This window comes from Dokdonella aquatica (assembly GCF_051987395.1).
Classification (GTDB): Bacteria; Pseudomonadota; Gammaproteobacteria; order Xanthomonadales; family Rhodanobacteraceae; genus Dokdonella.
This window is the reverse complement of the sequence record NZ_CP197094.1, coordinates 4327447-4348590: the sequence shown is the minus strand read 5'-3', so window position 1 is coordinate 4348590 and position 21144 is coordinate 4327447. Positions and strand designations below refer to the sequence as shown.

The 21144-nt window shown below is 69.8% G+C and carries 17 protein-coding genes; 2 read left to right on the top strand and 15 right to left on the bottom strand.

Annotated features, from left to right (window positions below):
* Nucleotides 1–57: 57 nt before the first annotated feature.
* The 12 genes from ACQQ2N_RS19275 to ACQQ2N_RS19220 form a co-directional block, all read right to left on the bottom strand.
* On the bottom strand, nt 58–525 hold the full coding sequence (locus ACQQ2N_RS19275) for a DUF3293 domain-containing protein (protein ID WP_440223199.1): 468 nt from the start codon (nt 523–525) through the stop codon (nt 58–60).
* Between the two features lie 4 nt (nt 526–529).
* Nucleotides 530–1939, bottom strand: coding sequence for an FAD-dependent oxidoreductase (locus ACQQ2N_RS19270; RefSeq protein ID WP_440223198.1), 1410 nt, complete (start codon nt 1937–1939; stop codon nt 530–532).
* Between the two features lie 63 nt (nt 1940–2002).
* On the bottom strand, nt 2003–4249 hold the full coding sequence (locus tag ACQQ2N_RS19265) for an EAL domain-containing protein (RefSeq protein WP_440223197.1): 2247 nt from the start codon (nt 4247–4249) through the stop codon (nt 2003–2005).
* Nucleotides 4250–4369: 120 nt separating this feature from the next.
* Nucleotides 4370–5656: a kynureninase gene (gene kynU / locus ACQQ2N_RS19260; RefSeq protein WP_440223196.1), complete on the bottom strand. Its 1287-nt coding sequence runs from the start codon at nt 5654–5656 to the stop codon at nt 4370–4372.
* Complete coding sequence (locus ACQQ2N_RS19255; protein WP_440223195.1) at nt 5653–6162, bottom strand: hypothetical protein; 510 nt, start codon at nt 6160–6162, stop codon at nt 5653–5655. Before ACQQ2N_RS19255 ends, kynU begins: the two co-directional genes overlap by 4 nt.
* A 4-nt stretch (nt 6163–6166) precedes the next feature.
* Entirely contained in the window at nt 6167–7189 is a 1023-nt protein-coding gene (locus ACQQ2N_RS19250; protein WP_440223194.1) for an amidohydrolase family protein, read from the bottom strand.
* Between the two features lie 52 nt (nt 7190–7241).
* Nucleotides 7242–9335, bottom strand: coding sequence for an FUSC family protein (locus tag ACQQ2N_RS19245; RefSeq protein WP_440223193.1), 2094 nt, complete (start codon nt 9333–9335; stop codon nt 7242–7244).
* 55 nt (nt 9336–9390) lie between these two features.
* On the bottom strand, nt 9391–9924 hold the full coding sequence (locus tag ACQQ2N_RS19240; protein ID WP_440223192.1) for a 3-hydroxyanthranilate 3,4-dioxygenase: 534 nt from the start codon (nt 9922–9924) through the stop codon (nt 9391–9393).
* A 13-nt stretch (nt 9925–9937) separates the two neighbouring features.
* The gene (locus tag ACQQ2N_RS19235; protein WP_440223191.1) at nt 9938–10363 is read right to left on the bottom strand and encodes a RidA family protein; all 426 of its coding nucleotides are present in this window, start codon (nt 10361–10363) and stop codon (nt 9938–9940) included.
* Nucleotides 10360–11721, bottom strand: coding sequence for a hypothetical protein (locus tag ACQQ2N_RS19230; RefSeq protein WP_440223190.1), 1362 nt, complete (start codon nt 11719–11721; stop codon nt 10360–10362). Before ACQQ2N_RS19230 ends, ACQQ2N_RS19235 begins: the two co-directional genes overlap by 4 nt.
* A 79-nt stretch (nt 11722–11800) precedes the next feature.
* A complete protein-coding gene (locus tag ACQQ2N_RS19225; RefSeq protein WP_440225803.1) occupies nt 11801–13195 on the bottom strand; it encodes an aldehyde dehydrogenase in 1395 nt (464 codons plus the stop codon).
* Between the two features lie 146 nt (nt 13196–13341).
* Nucleotides 13342–15504: a M3 family metallopeptidase gene (locus ACQQ2N_RS19220; RefSeq protein WP_440223189.1), complete on the bottom strand. Its 2163-nt coding sequence runs from the start codon at nt 15502–15504 to the stop codon at nt 13342–13344.
* 139 nt (nt 15505–15643) lie between these two features.
* Between ACQQ2N_RS19220 and ACQQ2N_RS19215 the strand changes: the two genes are divergently transcribed.
* On the top strand, nt 15644–16417 hold the full coding sequence (locus ACQQ2N_RS19215) for a S1 family peptidase (protein ID WP_440223188.1): 774 nt from the start codon (nt 15644–15646) through the stop codon (nt 16415–16417).
* A 21-nt stretch (nt 16418–16438) separates the two neighbouring features.
* On the opposite strand, the gene ACQQ2N_RS19210 is transcribed toward ACQQ2N_RS19215, so the two are convergent.
* The 3 genes from ACQQ2N_RS19210 to ACQQ2N_RS19200 form a co-directional block, all read right to left on the bottom strand.
* A complete protein-coding gene (locus tag ACQQ2N_RS19210) occupies nt 16439–18592 on the bottom strand; it encodes a S46 family peptidase (protein ID WP_440223187.1) in 2154 nt (717 codons plus the stop codon).
* 93 nt (nt 18593–18685) lie between these two features.
* Nucleotides 18686–20023: a hypothetical protein gene (locus ACQQ2N_RS19205; RefSeq protein WP_440223186.1), complete on the bottom strand. Its 1338-nt coding sequence runs from the start codon at nt 20021–20023 to the stop codon at nt 18686–18688.
* Nucleotides 20024–20108: 85 nt separating this feature from the next.
* The gene (locus tag ACQQ2N_RS19200; protein WP_440223185.1) at nt 20109–20285 is read right to left on the bottom strand and encodes a hypothetical protein; all 177 of its coding nucleotides are present in this window, start codon (nt 20283–20285) and stop codon (nt 20109–20111) included.
* A 141-nt stretch (nt 20286–20426) separates the two neighbouring features.
* On the opposite strand from ACQQ2N_RS19200, the gene ACQQ2N_RS19195 reads away from it, so the two are divergent.
* A complete protein-coding gene (locus ACQQ2N_RS19195) occupies nt 20427–21143 on the top strand; it encodes a pseudouridine synthase (RefSeq protein ID WP_440223184.1) in 717 nt (238 codons plus the stop codon).
* Nucleotide 21144: the final 1 nt, after the last annotated feature.

Genomic DNA, 21144 nt, shown 5'->3' with positions numbered 1-21144 from the left:
TCCTCTGCGGGACGGCGAGCTTCGCATGCAGGAACCGGTGCTGCCCAGCCTGATGGCTCAGGCCCAGTCGATCGCGGCACCCTTGCCGTACTTCGCGCGCCAGTCCTCGCGATACACGCGCAGGCGCGCTTCGGGGACGAGGGTGACGACGGCGTTCTGGCCGAAACGGCGCGCGAGCGCGTCGAGCAGGTCGAGCGGAATCGACGGCACGAGCAGCGACGCCTCGCGCCATGCGTCGCCCGGGGCACAGCCGACCGCAGGCAGCATGAGCAGGCCATGGCCGACCAGCGTGCGCACCAGTTCGTGCATGCGGCGCCGGTTGTCGGCGGCGGGCAACGGCAGCGAACGTGGATTGCACGCGGTCAGGATCGCACTCGCGTGGGTGGGATCGCCGCGTGGCAGGATCAGCGCGACGGGAGGCGGATCGCCGATGCGGATCGTGAGGCGTCGCCCGCCGGGCAGGCGCACGTCGTAGCGCGTGTTCCGGTAGGCCGCGAGCAGGCTGGCGGGCGAGGGTGTGGCCATCGGCTCAGGCCGGCAGCTCGAGTTCCGTCACGCTGGCGGCGATGCGCGTGTCGAGGGCCTCGCGATCCACCGTGGCGAGGCTGGCGTGTCCGGCCACCACCTCGCGCAGCAGGGCGGCTTGCTGCTCGCCGCGCTGCAACGCGGTCGCATAGGGCAGGCGCGTGAACGTGACCATCGCGTAGCGTGGCATCCAGCGCGTCGGGTGGCGCGCGGCGAGTTCGCGGTCGAGTTCGCGCATGAGCAGGTAATCGGCGTCGTCGACACGGTCACGCATCTCGATGTAGTTCTCGAGGGCCATGCGCGCGATCGCGTCGGCGTTCGGCTTGCGGCGGCGCTGGAATTCGGCGAACACGGAGGCGGTGTCGCCGGGCGATCCGGCGAGCAGGTCGGCGAGTTCGACCGCATCCTCGAAGCCGGCATTCATGCCCTGGCCGTGGAACGGCACGATCGCGTGCGCGGCGTCGCCGAGCAGCACGGCGCGGCCGTCGAGATGCCAGCGGTCGAGGTACAGCGTGCCGAGCATGCCGGTCGGGTTCGATTCGAAGTCGTGGCCCAGATCGGGAACGAGGCGCAGCAGGTCGGGGAAATCCCTCGCGAACAGCGCCCGCGCGCCGACCGCATCACGCACGGTATCGAAGCCGGGATCGCCCGCGTTCGGCAGGAACAACGTCACCGTGAAGCTGCCCTCGGCATTCGGCAGCGCGATGCACATGTAGCCGCCACGCGGCCAGATGTGCAGCGCGTGCGGTTCCATCGCGAAACGTTCGCCGCGTTCGCGCGCGGCGCGCAGTACACCGTCGAGGGCCGCATCGGGAAGCTGCGCGAGTGGCGGGACCTCGAGTTCCTTGTACGCGTGGCCGAGCGGTTCGAAGCGTTCGCCGAGCGCGATCTGCGTGGCGATCGCCGCACGCAGGGCCGATCCGGCGCCGTCGGCACCGATGACCACGTCGGCACGGTGCTCGCGGCGCACGCCGTCCTCGGCGCCGAGGTGCAGTGTCGACGTCGACCAGTCGACGCCTTCGAGCGGACGGTCGAAATGGATCGTCGCGCCGGCCTCTTCGGCGGCGTCGAGCAGCATCGCGTTGAGTGCGGCGCGCGAGACCGACCAGATCACCTCGGAATCGTCGCGACCGTAGCGCTGCAGGTTGGTGCGGCCTTCGAGGTCATGGACCATGCGGCCGCGCATCATCACGGCGATCGGCGCCATGCGCGCCTCCAGGCCGGCGACGCGCAAGCCGTGCCAGCCGCGTTCGGCGAGCGCGAGGTTGATCGAACGCCCGCCGGCGAAGCCGGCACGGCGCGGATCGGGGCGACGTTCGAAGACCGTGACGTCGAAGCCGCGCCGTGCGAGCAGCGTGGCGAGCAGGGCGCCGACGAGGCCGGCTCCGGCGAGCGTGATCGTGCGTGGAGGCATGGCGGGGACGGCAGACCGGGGACGCGATTGTGCACCCGGCGCGCCGGGGCTGCGAGCATCGGCCTAGATCAGGGCGAGTTCCGGATCGACCGGCCAGCGCACGTCGGGCGACAGGATCGCCTGGATCGGCTGCGGCTTGCCGATCACGTAGCCCTGGGCCCAGTCGACGCCGATGCGGCGCATGCAGTCGAGGATCGCGCGGCTTTCGACGTACTCGGCGACGGTCTCGGCACCGAACGCGCGCGCGATCGTCACGGATGCCTGCACGAGCTGGTAGTCGCGGTCCGCGATCGGCGCGTTGCGCACGAAGGAGCCGTCGATCTTGAGAACGTCGAACGGCAGCTGCTTGAGGCGCTCGAAGCTCTGCACGCCCGTGCCGAAGTCGTCGATCGCGATGCGGCAGCCGAGCTCCCGCAAGGCGTCGAGCCCTTCACGCGTCGCGCCGAGGTCGGCACCCAGCGCGGATTCGGTGACCTCGAAGCAGAACGCACGGGCCGGCAGTGGCGGATGGCGCATGAGCGACAGCAGTTCGCGCATGAAGCTCGTAGAAGCCAGGCTCTGCCCCGTGAGGTTCACGCCGAGGTGCTCGATGTGCGCGACCGCATGGCGATACTGGCCGAGCCAGGCGAAAAGCTGTCGCAGCACGGCGCGGTCGAGCTCGACGAGTCGGCCGTTGGCTTCGAGGTCGGTCGTGAACGATCCGGGCGAGCGCAGGCTGCCGTCGGCCATGCGCAGGCGGCACACGACCTCGCCCGAGGTGATCGCGGCGTTCTTCGGTGCACCGACGCGGCAGATCGGCTGGAAGTACAGCAGCAGTTGGCCGGTGCGGATGCGTCCGAGGATGTCCGAGGTCGCGGCGAGGCGCTCGCGGTGCGGATCGGCAATGTCGCCGGGAGATGGCGTGGGGCGCGAGGCGCGCACCGGGTGCGTCTCGCGCAGCATGCGGGCCTGGATCGCCGCCTGCGAGGCTGCTGCGATCGCGGTATCGATCGCGGTGTCGCTGGCTCCGCGAAGGCGCGACACGCCGAGGTAGGGGGCGACGCGGTAGCTCGAGGCCTCCCAGCGGAACTCGAACGTCTCGAGGGCTTCGATGACGTGACGCCAGTCCGGCGTGCGCTCCGCACTCTCGTGGCGCAGCAGCGCGAACTGTCCGCTCGTGAGGTAGAACGCGTCGGCGATGCCGACCAGCCGCGCACGCACCTCGGTCATGAGCGCGGTGTGGGCATTGAGGCCGAGTCCCGCGAACACCTGTTCGATGTTGTCGAGCAGCAGGTAACCGAGTTCGGGTTCGCGCGGTGGATGATCGGCGACGCGTTCACGCAAGGCCTTGAGGTTCGGCAGCGCGGTCAGCGAGTCGGCCGAGGCTTCCTTCTCGAGGCGACGCTGCAGCATGCGCGTGTCGCGCGTGACCACGAAGAGCACGCAGATCACGGCCTGCAACACCACCAGTTCCACCGCGAGCAGCGCGAGGCGCTGCAGGCCGACCGCTTCGCCGAGGCCCTGGCTCTCGCGTGCGACCGCGTAGATGATCGCCACGAGCGTCATCGCGAGCACGGGCATCGACAGCCGTACCGGAAGGCGCATGACGGCCCACGCGGCCAGCGCGCCGAGCAGCAGGCGGTACTCGACGATCGTCGCCGTGGCGGGCGAGGTCGCGTCACCCTGCACGAGCAGGCTCGCGAATGCCGCCACGACGATCAGGAACAGCACCGCGAAGGAGCGGTCGAAGCCGTGCAGGGGCCGCTCCCAGCCGCGCGAGGTCGCCCACAGCATCACCGGCAACAGCAGTGCGGAGATGCCGAAATGCTTGGCGGCGAGCGTCTGCAGTGCATTGTTCGCGATGAGCGCGAAGGCATGCGGCATCCACGGTGCCTCGAACACCCCGCCGACGAGCATCCACGCGACCGGCAGCACGACCATGCCCGACACGATGATGCGGGCGATGTCGCGCGTCGACAGCGCGAAGACCGGATCGCGCGGGAATCCCGCGAGCTTCGCGCAACCCACGAGCAGGCCATAGGCCGTGGCGAACAGCGGCACGCCCGCCGCGACGGCCGGGCCGAGGCCGCCGGTCCGTGCCGTGATGCCGATCCAGACGACGGCCTGCACGGCGACGGTGAGCCGCAGCGCGAGGCGGTCGCGCATGAGCATCGCCATCGCGAACATGACGCCGGCCTGCAGGTGGGCGAGCGACCCGCTCTGCGGCGGCATGTGGCCGACGTAGTCGGCGTCGTAGGGGAACACCGCGAAGCGCAGCACCAGGCAGGTGAGCGCGAGAAGCACCGCGACGGCGTAACGATGGGGGTTCACGCGCGCCGTGTCTCCGGGACATACGGCGTCGGGATCCGTCCGCCTCGTCGCGACGATACTACGAACGCCGCGTCATCCGCGATGCGTACACGAGGGCACGCCGGTGCCCGATCGAGCCCTTCAACGCGTCGCCTTCCATGCCGCCACCGCATCGACGAGGCGCCGGCAGTCTGCGAAGCGGTTGTAGAGCGGTGTCGGCGCGGCGCGGATCACGTCGGGCTCGCGCCAGTCGACGACGACGCCATCGCGCTGCAGGTGCTCGAACAGCGAGCGACCCGCCTCGCGCGGGCCCTTGACGCGCAGCGAGAGCTGGCAGCCACGGCGATGCGGGGCGGACGGTGTCGCGATCGCGAGCACGTCGTCGAGTTCGCGGCGGATGAGGTCCTCGAGGTACCCGGTCAGCGCTTCGGACTTCGCGCGCAGGCGATCCATGCCGGCCTCGCGGAACAGCGCCGCCGACACGCGCAACGGTGCGAGCGCGAGGATCGGCGGATTGGACAGCTGCCAGCCGTCGGCGCCCGGTGTCGGCACGAACTCGGGACCCATGCGGAAGCGCGTCTCGCGGTCGTGGCCCCACCAGCCCGCGAAGCGAGGCCGCGGCGTGCGTGCGTGGCGTTCGTGCACGAAGGCACCGGCGACCGCACCGGGTCCCGAGTTGAGGTACTTGTAGCTGCACCAGACCGCGAAATCGCAATGCGAATCGTGCAGCTGCAGCGCGAGGTTGCCGACCGCGTGGGCGAGGTCGAAGCCGACCACGCAGCCGTGCCGGTGCGCACGCTCGGTGATCGCGCGCAGGTCGAAGGCCTGGCCGGTCAGGTACTGCACGCCGGGCATCAGCACGAGTGCGAGGCGCGTCCCGTGCTCGTCGATCGCGCGCAGGATGGCCTCGTCGGACAGCGTGCCGTCCGGTTCGTCGGCCTCGAGCTCGATCAGCGCGGTGGCCGGATCGAAGCCGTGGAAGCGGATCTGCGACTCGACCGCGTAGCGGTCGGACGGGAACGCGCCTTTCTCGACGAGGATCGCCGGCCGCTCGGCGGTCGGCCGGTAGAAGCTGACCATGAGCAGGTGCAGGTTCACGCTCAGCGAGTTCATCGCGACCACTTCGGACGGCAAGGCGCCGACCACGTGGGCGAGGTCGTCGCGCACGAAGGCGTGGTAATCCATCCAGGGCCGGTCGCCGAGGAAGTGACCCTCGACGGCACGCTCGCCCCAGTGGTCGAGTTCCTCGACCACCGCGTCGCGTGCGGCGCGTGGCTGCAGTCCGAGCGAATTGCCGCAGAAGTAGGCGATCTCGCGGCCTTCGTGGCGCGGGATCACGAACGCGTCGCGGAACCCCGCGAGCGCGCAGCGTGCGTCCTCGGCGACGGCCCAGGCGTCGCCGCTATCCCATGTTCCAGCCGCGCTCACTTCAACGACGCCGCGATGCGGTCGCAACCGCTGTCGTAACGCGTGATCCAGTCCTTGGCCGTCTTCTCGAGCAACGGGCGCTGGCAGCGCACCTGCACGGCGATGTTGCCGATCAGCGTGAAACGGTCGCGGATCGCGTAGCGCGTGGTGCCCCGCGTGACGTGGTAGCGATGCACGCCGTTGTCGCGGTCGTCGAAGTCGGATTCGTAGCCGGTCTGCGCCTTCGACAGCGTGTACTCGTTCTGCACGGCTTCGGCGAACTGGTCCGGTGCCCTGAGCTGGCGCGTCTTGACCGTGATGCTCGCGAAGTCCTCGGTGCCCTGCGTGGCCGGGTCGGCGACCAGGAAGCTGATCGCCTGCGGGTTGCCGTCGGACTTCTCCATGATCGCCGTCCAGGCGGACGGCACGCTGAACTTCACGCGCCCGTCGTTGAGCGTGTAGTCGTTGTCCGACTGGGCGTGGGCGCTGCCGGCGACGGCCAGCAGGAGCAGGGCGAGCAGTCTCATCGTGTCACTCCGTGTCGTCTTGCGCGAAGCGCGCATGGGGCAGGTCGAGCCATTCGAGCGCGGTGCCGTGGAACAGGCGCGCCTGGTCGCGCAGCGGCAGGCCGAGCGCGGCGATGCCGGCGCCGGGTTCCTGCTCGCCGAGCGGGAACGGGTAGTCGGTGCCGAGCATGACGGTGTCGACGCCGGCCACCTCGAGCAGGTAGCGCAGCGCGGCGTCGTCGTGCACGCAGGAATCGAAGTAGATGCGTCCGAAGTACTCGCGCGGGTTGCGCGCGTTGTCGGTGGCGACGAGATCGGGGCGCATGCGGAAGCCGTGCTCGATGCGGCCGATCGAGTACGGGAACGAGCCGCCGCCGTGGGCGAGGCAGACACGCAGCTTGGGCAGGCGCTCGAGCACGCCGCCGAAGATCAGGCAGCACGCGGCGCGCGCCTGCTCGGCCGGCATGCCGACCAGCCACGGCAGCCAGTACTTGGGCATCGTCTCCTTGCCCATCATGTCCCACGGGTGCACGAGGATCGCGGCGCCGAGGTCGGCGGCGGCCTCGAAGAACGGGAACAGCTCCGGCGCGTCGAGGTTCCAGCCCTCGATGTGCGAGCCGACCTGCACGCCTTGCAGGCCGAGCTGGTCCATGCAGCGCTCGAGCTCCTGGATCGCCAGCGTCGGCGACTGCAGCGGCACCGTGCCGATGCCGGCGTAGTGGCGCGGGTAGCGACGGCAGATCTCGGCCGTGTGGTCGTTGAGGAAGCGGTGCAGCTCGAGCGCCTGGCTCGGCTTGGCCCAGTACGAGAACAGCACGGGCACGGTCGAGACGACCTGCACGTCGACGCCGAACTTCGCGTAGTCGGCGATGCGCACCTCGGGATCGAACGCGTTGGCCCAGACCTCGCGGAAGAACTTGCCGTCCTTGTAGATGCGGCGGCGGCCCTCGGCGTTGACCATGACCGGAAAACGGTCGTCGCCGTACTTCTCGGCGAGGTTGGGCCAGTGCTCGGGCAGGATGTGCGCGTGGGTGTCGATCTTCAGCATGCGCGGAGTGTAACCCGCGCCGCGTGGCACGAAGGTGGCGTGGTCGACGCGATCAGGGCCTCGCCGGCGCGGGCGCCGGACCGACCCGATGGCTCAGCGTATCGATGCTGTCGGCGAGGCGGTCGCAGGCGTGGGCGATGGCCGCGGCGAGGTGGCGATCGCCGCCGTCGGGCAGGGCTTCCTCCATCTCGGCGGCGACGCGGCGTTCCTCTCCGCGCAGGCTCGGCAGGTTCGGCGTCGAGCCGTCGGCGACGGCGGTCGCGATGCGTGCGAGCAGGTCGTCGGCACGCGATCCGAACGCATCGAGTGCGTCGTGCGCGGGCAGGCGGCCGGCATCGAGCAGCACGGCTTCCAGCGCCATGCCGGCGCGGGCGAGGCGGTTGCCGTTGGCGAATACGGTCTCGGCGAAGGCGACGAGCGCGCGGTCGTGGCGCGGCTCGCCGGCGAGCCGCTCGAGCGAGGCCTGCGCGTTGGTGCGGCGTGCACGCGCGACCGCACGTGCGTCGGTCCAGGCCGCAGCATCCGATGTCAGCAACGCGCGCACGTAGGCGCGGTAGGACTCGAGCATCGCCGCGAGCGCGGGGCGCAGGCGCAGCGTTTCCCAGGTCGGCCACAGCGCATAGGCGAGCAGCGCCGCGGCGCTGCCGATGACCGTGTCGATCGCGCGCGGCAGCATCGTCTCGCCGGGCGCGTCGCCGTAGAACGACATGAGGATGACGATGAGGCCGGTCAGCAGGGCGACGCCGATGCCGTAGTTGACCGTCGTGAGCAGGCGGAAGCCGAAGCACAGCAGCGCGAACAGCACGAGCCGGTCCCAGGTGCCGTCGAACGCGAAGTGCACGAGCAGGGTCGTGAGCACGAGGCCGGCCAGCGTGCCGGCGACGCGCAGCAGGCCAAAGCTGAAGGTGCCGGCGAAGTCGGGCTTGAGCACGATCGCGATCGTCATCGGGATCCAGTAGCCGTGCGGCAGCTCGAGCACGCGCTCGGCGGCGACCGCGAGCGCGAGGCAGACGCCGCATCGCAGCGAGTGGCGCAGCGCAACCGACGACAGCGTGAGGTTGGCGCGCAGCGTGGCGAGCGCCGACTGCGGCCGCAGCGCCTCGGGCAGGCGCGCCTCGACGGCTTGTGCGCGCATTTCGCCAAGGCTGCCGGCGAAGTCGGCGTTGCGCGTGGCCGAGCGCAACTGGCCGGCAAGGCCTTCGGCGCGTGCGCGGGCGATGCGCAGCAGGCGCGCGTCGCGGCGCTCGGACGTGGTTTCGCGCACGCGGTCGAGCGCGGCGATCGCCTCGTCCATCGTGGCGACGTGCCGTGTCGCGAGATGCGGCGTGGCGCCGTCGACGAGAGCCTCGGCAAGGCCGTCGCAGGCGTCGGCGGCGATGCGGATGACGGCTTCGACTGCCGCGGCGGCCGCCGGATCGGTGAAGTGTTCGCGCAGGTCGCCGATCGCGAGCATCTCGACGCGCGCGCGTTCGCTGACCTCGGCGAGTACGCGGAACGCCTCGACCGCGACGCTGCGTGAACGGTGCGCGCCGTGCAGCAGCTCCTGCGCGTACTGCACGGCCTGCGTGGTCGGCGGCGGATCGGTCGCACGCGTGCGCGTGCGCGCCATCACGGCGAGCTGGCCGAACACGGTGGCCAGCGCATGGCGCTCGGGACGGTAGCGCTGCAACGGCCACGCGGCGACCGCGAGCGCGGTCTGCAGCAGGCCGCCGGCGAAGATCAGGCCCGCGTGCAGCAGCGCCAGATGCGGTGGTTGCGGCGTCGCCGCGGTCACCACGAGCAGGATCATCGCGACCATGCCCGCGCGCCCCGCCTCGGGGCCGAGTGCGACGAGCAGACCGCCGCCGACACCCCAGGCCAGCGCCGCGAGCGTGATCGCGACGAGGTCGCCGCCGAGCGCGCTGCCGACGAACGCCGCGAGCGCGGCCCCGGTCGCGGCGAGCAGCATGCGCTGCGCGCGCAGGCGATATGGCCCGGGCTGGTCCGAGAACATCGTGTTGAGCGCGCCGACCGCCACGCCGACGCCCGCGCCGACATGGCCGCTCACGACGCCCGCGACGAGCGGCAGCACGACCGAGAGCGTGTTGCGCAGGGCGACGCGCGTCGGCACGTCGCGCGGCTTGAGTTCGAGCAGGCGTTTCAGCATCGGCGGCGTGCGCGCTCGACGTCGCGGGATCGGGCAGGCATCGGGTGGACCGCGATCAGGGGGCGGGCAGGTCGTCGTAACGTGCCGGCGCGGGGTTGAGGTGTCCGCAATCCTTGCAGGTGCGTGCCTCGCGCGAGCGGTAGAAGCGGTCGAACACCGCCGGGAAGTCCTTCTCGATGTCGTGCAGCACGAAGAACTCCTCGTAGAGCTTCGTGTTGCAGTGGTCGCAGAACCACATCAGCCCGTCCTTCTCGTGCGCGAGGCGCTTGCGCTCGATGACGAGGCCGATCGAGTCGGGCCCGCGCTGCGGCGAGTGCGGCACGCGCGGTGGCAGGTAGAACACCTCGCCGGCGCGGATCGGGACGTCGCGCACGCCGCCGTCCTCCTGGATCCTGAGCACCATCTCGCCCTCGATCTGGTGGAAGAACTCGGGGCCTTCGTCCCAGTGGTAGTCGGTGCGCGCGTTCGGACCGCCGACGATCATGACGATGAAATCGCCGTCGACCATGCACTTGTTGCCGACTGGCGGCTTGAGCAGGTGACGGTGCTCGTCGATCCAGCGCTGGAAGTTGAACGGAGGGGGCAGCATCGCGGGCCTCGGGTCAGTCGGCGGAGCGCGTGATCGCGGCGACGCACTTGAGCTCGATCGCGATCGGTGTCGGCAACGCGGTGATGCCGAGTGTCGTGCGGCATGGCTGCGCGGTCGTGAAGTGTTCGGCGTAGAGGCGGTTGTACGCGGCGAAGTCGCGTGCCATGTCGGTCAGGTAGACGGTCACGTCGACGAGATCCTCCCAGCGTGCGCCGCTGGCCTCGAGCACCGCGCGCACGTTGCGGAACACCTGGCGGCATTGCGCCTCGATGTCGTAGGCGACGACGCGGCCGTCGGCGTCGAGCACGTTGCCCGGAATCGCGTTGGTGCCGGGTTCGCGCGGGCCGACGCCCGACAGGAACAGCAGGTCGCCGACGCGGCGTGCGTGCGGGTAGGCGCCGACCGGTGCGGGTGCGCTCTCGGCATGGACGAGGCTCACGGCGTCGTGCCCTTCGCGTCGCGCACGGTGACGGCCTGGCGTTGCAGGCGGCGGTTCGCGGTGTCGCGCGAGGTCACGATGTAGCGACCGGGGCGCAGGTAGAGATCGGCGAGCGGGATCGCGTCGCTGCTTTCGCGCACGCGATCGCTCGCGATCGCACCACGGCCCATCCACTCGATGACGACGCGGTCGGCCGGGATCGCATCCTCGCCTTCGTCGGCGTAGCGCGCCTCGACGAGGCAGGGATAGTTCGTGTCGCACAGCGCGCCGCTGACCTGATACGGCTGGCGCAGCCCGCCGAGGGCGAGCCAGTCCGGTCGGCCGCGTCGCGAGGTTTCGCGCGGGAAGAACACGCTGACGTCGTAGGCCCCTTTCCTGAGCGACCACGGGTTGCCGTCGCGTGTCGTGAACACGAACGGTTGCGTGCCGTGCGACGCCTGCGCCGATTCGGTATACCAGGGATGGTCGTTGGACAGCTTCTCGTGCGGCACCATCATCGTCTGCTCGACGGTCAGCGGATCGATACCGGTCGTGCGCGTGAAGTGCTGCGCCATCGCGACGCCGTCGAGGTACTTGCCGCTTTCCTGGATGTGCGCGTAGCCCGCGTTGACGACGAGGCGCGCCTTCGGATGCCGGTCGAACACGTCGCGCTTGAGGTTGCGCGCCTGTTCGGCTTCGCGCGCCGAGCCGGTCGCATCGGAGACGGCCTCGTAGGCGACGACTCGGTAACCGAGGCGCAGTGCCTCGCGCACCATCTCCGCGTACACGGGCTCCTCGGTGTAGAAGCCCGTCTCGCTGACCGGATAGCCGCGCTCCTGCAAGCCGGTGTCGGTCTCGTAGAGCGTCTCGGCCGCGAACGTATCGAAGCCTTCCGCGCGCAGCGCGGCGAGCATCTGCACGGTCAGCGTGCGGGTCAGCGCGTAGCTGTGGTTCTCGTTGAAGAACACGGCCTGGCGCCCGCGTGCGAGGCGCAGGATTTCCTGCGCGGCGGGCTGCGCCGAGAAGCCGCCACCCCGCAGCGGTGAATCGGCGTCGCCCTTCTGCATCGGCTGGGCGATCGAGAACGCCGCACGCGCGCCGGCGTAGTCGCCGACCCAGGTCTGGTACCAGCTGATGTACTGGTTGAAGATCACGCGGAACGGCCAGCTCGTGTCGTTCGCGTAGACGTCGCGCATGTGCAGGTACTGCGCGAGCAGGCCGGGACGCTTCTGCGCCTCGGCCATGATGCGCTCGGACTTCATGACCGCGTCGCGCTGCTGCGTGATCGCGACGCCGCTCGGGCGCTGGATGTCCTGTGCGTGCGCCGCGCCGCTGGCGACGAGCGCGGCGAGGACGAGGCGGGCGGAAGGGCGTGGCATCAGGGCGTGCTCCGTCGCGGGCGATCCGGTGGAGGCCGATGGTATCGCCGCGTCCTGCGCACGGCGAGCGCCGGCGCGTTCAGTCGAGCGCGATGCAGACGTTGCGCGGTTCGGTGAAGAAGCGCAGCGCGTCGACGCCGCCTTCGCGGCCGACGCCGGACTGCTTCATGCCGCCGAACGGCGTGCGCAGGTCGCGCAGCATCCAGCAGTTGACCCAGACGATGCCGAATTCGAGCGTCGCCGGCAGCCGGTGCGCACGGCCGACGTCGCGTGTCCACAGCGAGGCGGCGAGGCCGTAGCCGGTTGCATTGGCGAGGCGCACCGCATCGGCTTCGTCGTCGAACGGGATCAGCGTGACGACCGGGCCGAAGATCTCCTCGCGGTTGGTCGCCGCGTGCTCGTCGAGGCCTTCGATGACGGTCGGCGCGACGAACCAGCCGGCCTCGCAGCGACCACCCGGCGACACCGCCTCGCCGCCGCACAGTACGTGGCCGCCTTCGGCGCGCGCGGTCGCGATCGCGCCGGTGACCTTGTCGAAATGCGCGCGCGAGACGAGCGCGCCGAGGTCGCTAGATGCCTCGTTCGGATCGCCGACGCGCAACGCGCGCACCCGGGCGAGGTAGCGTTCGCGGAACGCCGCGTAGATGCCGCGCTGCACGAGCACGCGCGACCCGCACAGGCAGATCTCACCCTGGTTGGCGAAGCCCGAGCGCACGATCGTATCGAGCGTGGCGTCGCTCAGGTCGGCATCGTCGAACACGATCGTCGGGTTCTTGCCGCCCATCTCGAGCGAGAGTTTCTTGAAGCGCGGCGCGGCGATCGCGGCGATCGCAGCACCCGTGCGCGTGCTGCCCGTGAACGAGACGGCCTTGACGCGCGCATCGGCGACGAGTGCCTCGCCGACATCGGGCCCGCTGCCATGCACGATGTTGAGCACGCCGGGCGGGAACCCGGCCTCGGCGGCAAGGCGTCCGAAGCGTTCGGCCGTGCACGGCGTGACTTCGGACGGCTTGGCCACGACCGTGTTGCCGGTGGCGAGCGCGGGCGCGATCTTCCACGTGAACAGGTACAGCGGCAGGTTCCACGGCGAGATGCAGACGACGACGCCGAGCGGCTGGCGCAGCGTGAGGTTGACCGCGCGCGCGTCGGTGGCGTGCGACTCCGATGCCCACGTCGTGATCGCATCGGCGAAGAAGCGCAGGTTGGCGACCGCGCGCGGGATGTCGAGCGACCGCGCAAGCGCGACGGGCTTGCCGTTGTCGCGCGATTCGAGTTCGGCGAACGCGTCGAGGTCGGCTTCGACGAGGTCGGCGAGGCGACGCAGGCAGCGCGCGCGCGTCTCGACAGGCGTCGCGGCCCAGCTCTCCGCAGCGGCGTCGGCAGCGGCGATCGCGGCGTCGACGTCGCGGGCGTTCGAGGCGGGGCAGCGTGCGAACGCATGGCCGGTGGCCGGTTCGAACACGTCGAGGTACATGCCGTCGCGTGGGGCCACGGCGTGGCCGGCGACGAGGTTGGTCAGGGCGGGCAGGGCATCCATGCCGCAAGCTTAGCGGTGCGCGCCGCGAGCGTCGCGTGCCGCGAAAGCCCGCGGGACGCACGAGGCGTCCCGCGGGCCGTGGCTCACTTCTTCGCGTCGGGCTTGGCGGCGAGGCCGCGGCGCTCGAGCAGGTCCTTCACGTCCGGCGCGTGGCCGGCGAAATCCTTGAACAGCACCATCGCATCGGCGCTGCCGCCGCGCGACAGCAGCGTCTTGCGGAAGTGGTCGCCGTTGGCGCGCGTGAGGCCGCCGTTGGCCTTGAACCACTGCACGCTGTTGGCGTCGAGCACTTCGCTCCAGATGTAGGCGTAGTAGCCCGCCGAGTAGCCGCCCATGATGTGCGAGAAGTACGTCGTGCGGTAACGCGGCGGCACCGGGGCGAAGTCGACGCCGGCCTTCTTGAGCGCCGAGGCTTCGAAATCGAGGATGGTCGCGGCGGTCGGGGCCTGCGCGGCGCCGATCTGGTGGTAGGCCTGGTCGAGCAGGGCGGCACCGAGGTACTCGGTGGTCGCAAAGCCCTGGTTGAACTTGTCGGCGGCCTGCACCTTGTCGAGCAGCGCCTTCGGCAGCGGTTCGCCGGTCTTGTAGTGCTTGGCGTAGTTGGCGATCACCTCGGGCCAGGTCATCCACATCTCGTTGACCTGCGAGGGGTACTCGACGAAGTCGCGCGGCACGCTGGTGCCCGAGAAGCGCGGGTACTTCACGTTCGAGAACATGCCGTGCAGCGCATGGCCGAACTCGTGGAACGCCGTGTTGACCTCGTCCCAGGTCATCAGCGTCGGCTCGCCGGCCGGCGGCTTCGGGATGTTGAGGTGGTTGCCGATGACGGGCTTGGTACCGCGCAGGCCGGACTGCTGCACGTAGGCGTTCATCCACGCGCCACCACGCTTGCTGGGGCGTGCGTAGTAGTCGACGATGAACAGCGCGAGCGGCGAGCCGTCGGCCTCGAACACCTCGAAGATCTGCGTGTCCGGGTGGTACTTCGGAAGGTCGGTGCGCTCCTTGAACGTGATGCCGTAGAGCTTGGTCGCGGCGAAGAACACGCCGTTGCGCAGCACGCTGTCCATCTCGAAGTACGGGCGCAGCTGCTCGGCGTCGTAGGCGTACTTCTCGGCGCGCACCTTCTCGGCGTAGAACGACCAGTCCCACGAGGCGACCTGGAACTTGCCGCCTTCCTTGTCGATGACCTTCTGGATGTCGGCGGCCTCGGCGCGTGCATTGGCGACGGCCGGCGGCGCGAGTTCGCCGAGCAGCTTGTTGACCGCGCCGATGCTGCCGGCGGTCTCGTCCTCGAGCACGTAGGCGGCGTGGTTCGGGTAGCCGAGCAGCGTCGCGCGCTCGGCGCGCAGCTTGACGACCTCGGCGACGATGTCGCGGTTGTCGAACTCGCCGCCCTTGCTGCCGCGCGTCAGCGACGCGGTCATGATGCGCTCGCGCAGTGCGCGGTTCTCGAGCGAGGACAGCGGCGGCTGGCCGCTCGTGTTGAGCAGCGGGATCAGGTACTTCGCGTCGGACTTCTTGGCCTTGGCGGCCTCCTCGGCGGTCTTGATCGCGCCGTCGGAGAAACCCTTGAGCTCGTCGGCCGAGGCGACCGTCACGGCTGCGGCGTTGGTTTCCTTGAGCAGGTTCTGGTTGAATGCGGTGCCGAGCTTGGCGAGCTCGCCGTTGAGCGTCTTGAGCCTGGTCTTGTCGGCGTCCGACAGTTTGGCGCCGGCACGCACGAAATCGGTGTGGTAGCGCTCGACGAGACGCTTGGACTCGGCGTCGAGACCGAGCGTGTCGCGCTTGGCGTACACGGCCTCGATGCGCTTGAACAGATCGCCGTCGAGCACGATGCGGTCGCGGTGCGCGGACAGCTTGGGCGCGAGCTCGGTCTGCAGCTTCTGCATCGTCTCGTTGGTGTTGGTGCCGCTGAGGCTGAAGAACACGGTCGACACGCGCGTCAGCAGCTCGCCGGCGTTCTCGAGCGCGACGATCGTGTTCTCGAACGTCGGTGCGTCCTTGTTGCCGGCGATCGCCTCGATCTCCTTGTTCGACTCGGCCATGCCGCGCTCGAATGCGGGCGCGTAGTCGGCGTCCTTGATCGCGTCGAAGCGCGGGAACTGGTATGGCAGCGTGCTCTTCTCGAAGAACGGGTTCGCCGCGGCCGGTTGCGTGGCGGCGGCCTTGGCGGGCGCTTCGGCGGCGTGGAGCGGGGCGGTGAGGCCGAGCGCGAGCGCGACGGCGAGGGTCAGGCGATGGTCCATATGCGGGATCCCGGGTTCGATGCGAACCCCCGAGGGTAGGCCATCGGCGCCTGACTTGCCCATGACTAAAGTCAGAGCCGTCCGTTCCGCGACGGGCGTGGCTGGGTCACACTGCCCGGCCACCCATCGGACCACCCCCATGATCGAAGCCCTGCTGCTCGCGGTGACCCGCATCACGACGTTCGCGCCCACGGGCATCACGACCAATGCGACGGGTTTCTTCTTCGAGCGCGATGGCCAGCTCTTCCTCGTGACCAATCGCCACGTCGTGCGCGAGGAGAGCATCGATCACCATCCGGACCGCCTGGAGATCGTGCTGCACGTCGATCCGGCCAACGTCGCCGAGACGACCGTGTTCTCGATTCCGCTCTACCGCGACGGCATGCCGGCGTGGCGCGAGGGAAGCGACGCCGGCGGCACGATCGACGTCGTGGTGATCGCGCTGGACCGCGCGGCGCTGCCGCAGACGCTGCTGCTGCATGCGTTCACGCCCGATCTGCTGTTGCGCGACCTCGAGCAGATCGAAGTCGGCACGGCCGTGCGCATCGTCGGCTTCCCGCTCGGTTTCCACGACACGGTCCACCAGCTGCCGGTGGCGCGCCAAGCCGTGGTCGCCTCGTCGTTCGGCATCCGCTTCCAGGGCCAGGGCTACTTCCTGACCGATGCGCGCATGCACCGCGGCACCAGCGGTGCGCCGGTGGCGGTACGCCTGGAGTCCGGCGAATCCGGACGCGAGCGCCTCGTATGGACGCTGCTGGGCATCCACGCAGGTCGCTTCGACGTCGACAACCGCGACGAGGAACAGGACGAACGCCTGAGCCTCAACTACGCCTGGTACGCCGACATCCTCATGACGCTGACCGCGCCGCCGCAGGTCCAGGCGAAACCTTCGCGCAGGCGCACCGCGCGCTGAGCGCGCGGTGCGGCCCTCGCATCAGTCGGCGACGCGCATCTCGCGCAGCAGGTTGCCGGCGCCGTCGACCTTGTCCATGACCCACAGCATGTAGCGCACGTCGACCTGGATCGAGCGCGTGAGCTTCGGGTTGAACACCCAGTCGGCGCTGACGCTGTCCCAGACGCCGTCGAAGGCGAGGCCGACGAGGCGGCCCTGTGCGTCGAGCGTCGGCGAGCCCGAATTGCCGCCGGTGATGTCGAGGTCGGCGAGGAAGTTGACGGGCAGGCTGCCGAGCTTCGGCGACGCCCACGTGCCGTAGTCCTTGCGCACGATCGCGTCGTAGGCCTTCTTCGGCGTCTCGAACGGATCCACGCCGGTGGTCTTGGCGACGATGCCTTCGGCGCTCGTGAACGGGAACAGTTCCTTGCCGTCCTCCTTGAGGCCTTGCACCTGGCCGAAGCTCACGCGCAGCGAGCTGTTCGCATCGGGATAGACCGCGCGGCCCTGCGCATCGTTGTAGGCGATCATCGCGCGCATGAAGCGCGGGCGCAGGCGCATCTCCTCGCCCATGCGAGCCTTGCGCTGCTTCTCGAGCGCGAGCAGGTCGGGCATCAGGCCGCGCATGAGCACGAGGGCACTGTCGTCCGATGCGGCCAGCGTCTTCGCGTCGGCCTTGAAAGCGGCGAGGCGCGCGTCGGTCGTCTGCAGGCGCGAACCCGCGTAGAGCGCGGCGACCTTGGCGTCGATCGTGGCATCGTCGACCTCGCCCGTGCCGAGCCAGGCGTCGAAGCCGGCGACACGCTGTGCGGGATCCAGGCGCACGTAGCGCTTGAGGACGTAGGCGAGGACCTGCGCATCGACGGCCGGATCGCTGCGGCGCTCCATCTGCTTGAGGTTGCCCTCGATGCGCACCTCGTCGCGCGGCTCGAAGCCGGACTCGCGTTCGGCGACCGGCTTGGCGCGCTCGATCGCGAGGCGCGAAGCGAGGTAGGCCGACTGGTAGAGGCTCGTGCGCGACAGGAAGCCGAGCAGGTAGTCACGATCGCGCACGGCGGCCTGCGCGGCGACGAGCTTGCGCAGCGCGGCGATGTCGGCGAACAGCGAGGCATCCTGTCCCGACGAGCCGAGCCAGGCCTCGAGCGCGGCTTCGCCTTCCTTCTTGCGGCGCACCGCATCGGCCTTGGCGAGGCCTTCGAGCTGTCCGTTGGAGTTCTTGAGGTAGTTGTTGAAGCCCGCGACGGCACTCGCGTACTTGACCGCGACCTCGGGATCGCGGCGGCCGCCGGCGTCGATGATGCCGAGCACGCTCGTGAACGTCGCGATGAGGTTCGGATACTGCCAGTCGATCGCCGCGGCCATTTCGTCGGCGAGGCGGTAGCGGTTCGTGCGGCCCGGGTAGCCCGTGACCATGACGAAGTCGCCGGCCTCGACGCCCTTGCCGTTGACGGGCAGCCAGTGCTTGGGCTTGAACGGCACGTTGTCCTTGGAGTACGTGGCCGACTTGCCGTCCTTGCCGACGTAGGCACGCAGGAACGCGAAGTCGCCGGTATGGCGTGGCCACATCCAGTTGTCGATATCGCCGCCGAACTTGCCGATCGCGTCAGCCGGTGCGTAGACGAGACGCACGTCCTTGATCTCGCGCTGGCGTATCAGCTGGTAGCTCGCCCCGCCGTGGAACGTGTAGACGTCGCAACGCAGGTTGCCGGGTTTCTCGCATTTGGCCACGAGCGCCTTCTCGGCGCGGTCGACCGCCTCGTAGCGGGCCAGGCCGTCCATGTCGTCGCGCACGCCGCGCAGGATCTCCCTGGTGACGTCGCGGATCTCCTCGGTCACGTAGATGCGCTGGTTCGGATCGGCCGGCAGCTCGTCGGCGGTGGTGCCGGCGAGGAAGCCGTCACGGATGAGGTTGCGCTCGGCGGTCGAGTTGTACTGGATCGCACCGTAGGCGCAATGGTGGTTCGTGACGACCAGGCCTTCGGGCGACACGAACGAGGCCGTGCAGAAACCCAGGCTCACGATCGCGCCCATGGTCGGGCCGGTCAGGTCGGTGAGCTGCTTCGGATCGAGCTCGAGGCCTTGCGCGCGCAGCTGGTCGGCGATGGCGGGGAGCTGGGCCGGCTGCCACATGCCTTCGACGGCGAAGGCGGGGCTGGCGAGCGAGGCGGCGAGGACGGTAAGGGCGAGACGGCGCAAGGCGGACTCCGGGGCGGCGGGCAATCCTCCTTTTTGCCCGTTTCCGCGCGACGGCTCAAGCGCCGCAAGTCACTGGGCGCCGGCAAGCCCGGTTCAGGGGTCGAATCCAGAGCGGAACACGAGGTCCGTCGCGGGCCGCGCATACGCTCCGATCGTCGGCGCGGGCTCGGCCGGACGCGGCACGGGCGTCCCCGGCACGATCCCGGCGCGCACGGGAGGCATCGCGAGCGGCAACGGTGTCGGTGACGGGAATGGCCAGGCCGTCGGCGAGGCCGGATTCGCGTTGCCGGCACCGGCCAGCGGGCTGCCTGCGGCCGGCACGAGATCGAAGCCGGCGAGGTTCGTGAAACCCGGGTCGCTGCCGGTCAGCGTGCCGGTCCACTCGGCCGGCACGACGCCGGCACCGTTGCGGATCCAGTTGTTCGAGCCGGCGACGCGACGGCCGAAGGTCCAGATCGCCTCGGTGTTGCGCTCGATGTTGAGCGTGCCCGCGGTGGTGCGGTGGAACACGTTGTTGTGCGACTCGACCGACTCGAGTGGTTCGAACAGGCGCAGCGCCGTGTAGCTCGACGCGCTGCCGGTGGCGAGGATCGTGTTGTTGACGAGGCGGTAGCGTCCCTTGCTCTCGCCGGTGCCGTCGCCGCCGAGCCGCAGGATCGCGCCGAACGTGCCCGAATGCACGATCACGTTGCCGAGCACCTCGGAATCCTCGCGCGCGAGGTCGACGGTCCAGCCGGCCTGCTGCGTGTTGCGGTCCGGGCCGATCAGCTCGAGCTCGTGGTAGTACGCGCCTTCGAACCAGTTGTAGTGGATCACGTTGCGCTCGGCGCGGCTCTTGAGCAGGTTGCCGCCGGTGCCGCTGTGCACGAAGTTGTGGCGCATGCGGAACACCGAACCCGGGAATGCCACCTCGTCGGTCTGGATGTACAGCGCGTGCCGGCCGTCGCCGGCGCCCGAGGTGCGGATCTCGCTGTATTCGAGGGTCAGCGATCCCGACAGCTGGTCGCTCGACAGGATGCCGTGCGAAGGACAGTCGCGAACCAGCAGGTCGCGCAGCACCGTGTTCGCCGCGTACACGTACACGCAGCGCGAGGTGCCACCCGTGAACTCGAAGCCTTCGAGCACGATGTGGTTCGCGTTGCGCAACTCGATCGTGTTGGTACCGCCGGAGAAGAGCGGGCGTCGCCCACCGCCGCGCAGGCCACGGATCACGACGGGCTGCGCGGCCGTGCCGGAATGCTGGGAGCGCACGATCACGCCACCCGCATAGTCGGCGCGATCGACCTCGACGAGATCGCCGGGACGCAGCGTGACGGTGTCGAGCAGCGACTGCAGCGTCGTGTACGTGCGTGTCGGCCCGACCGCATGGGTGGCGGCGAGAGCCGGCGCTGCACTCGCGGCAAGCGCCGCGGCGAGAAGAAGATGTCGCATCGGGCGGCCTCCCGGTCAGGGGCCGACATCGTGCGTCAGGATCGGAATGCGAAGCGTGAAGCGCGTCGCCGCGCGCGGCGCAGGATCAGGACGCGAGGCGGCGCCTGGCCTGCAGCATGCGGAATTCGTCGCTGTCGCGACGGCCTTCCATGACGAGCTCCCACAGGCGGATGTCGAGCTCCTCGTCGTCGGGCAGCTCGGTGGGGAACCGCACGAGGGCCGTGTCGCGTGGCGCGGGCCGGAACGGGATCACGTTGCTCATCGGGACATTCTCGCCATAAAACGGTCTCGAGTACCAATAAGCAGGGACCGTGCCATCGGCGGGCGAAGTGACGCGAAGCCTGCACCATGCCAGCATGCGCGCCCCCGGGCCCCGCGTGGCCCCGCCACGCGACCCGCGAGCATGCGCCTCAACAAGCACCTCAGTGAAACCGGTTTCTGCTCGCGTCGCGAGGCGGACCGGCTCATCGCGGGCGGGCGCGTGACACTGAATGGCAATCCCGTGCGCATCGGGGACGAGTTCGCCGAGGGGGACGAGGTCTGCGTCGACGGTCGTCCCGTACTCGCACGGCCGGCCGCGAAGGCGGGGCGCCGCCGCCACGTCTACATCGCGCTCAACAAGCCCGTCGGTATCACCTGCACGACCGAAAGCACGGTCAAGGGCAACATCGTCGATTTCGTCGACCACGCCCAGCGCGTGTTCCCGATCGGTCGCCTCGACAAGGATTCCGAAGGCCTGATCCTGCTGACCAGCAACGGCGACATCGTCAACGAGCTGCTGCGCCAGGAGAACGGCCACGAGAAGGAGTATCTGGTCGGGGTCAACAAGCCGGTGACCGAGGCGTTCCTCGCCGGCATGGCACGCGGCGTGCGCATCCACGGCCAGATGACCAAGCCGTGCCGCACGCAGCGCATCGCCAAGTTCGGTTTCCGCATCGTGCTCACGCAAGGCCTCAACCGGCAGATCCGCCTCATGTCCGAGGCGTTCGGTTACCGCGTGACCCAACTGCGCCGCGTGCGCATCGTCAACGTCAAGCTCGGTGCGCTGAAAGTGGGGCAGTGGCGCAACCTCACCGAGGTCGAACTGCACGGCCTGCTGCCGCAGCGCACGGAGTGGTGAG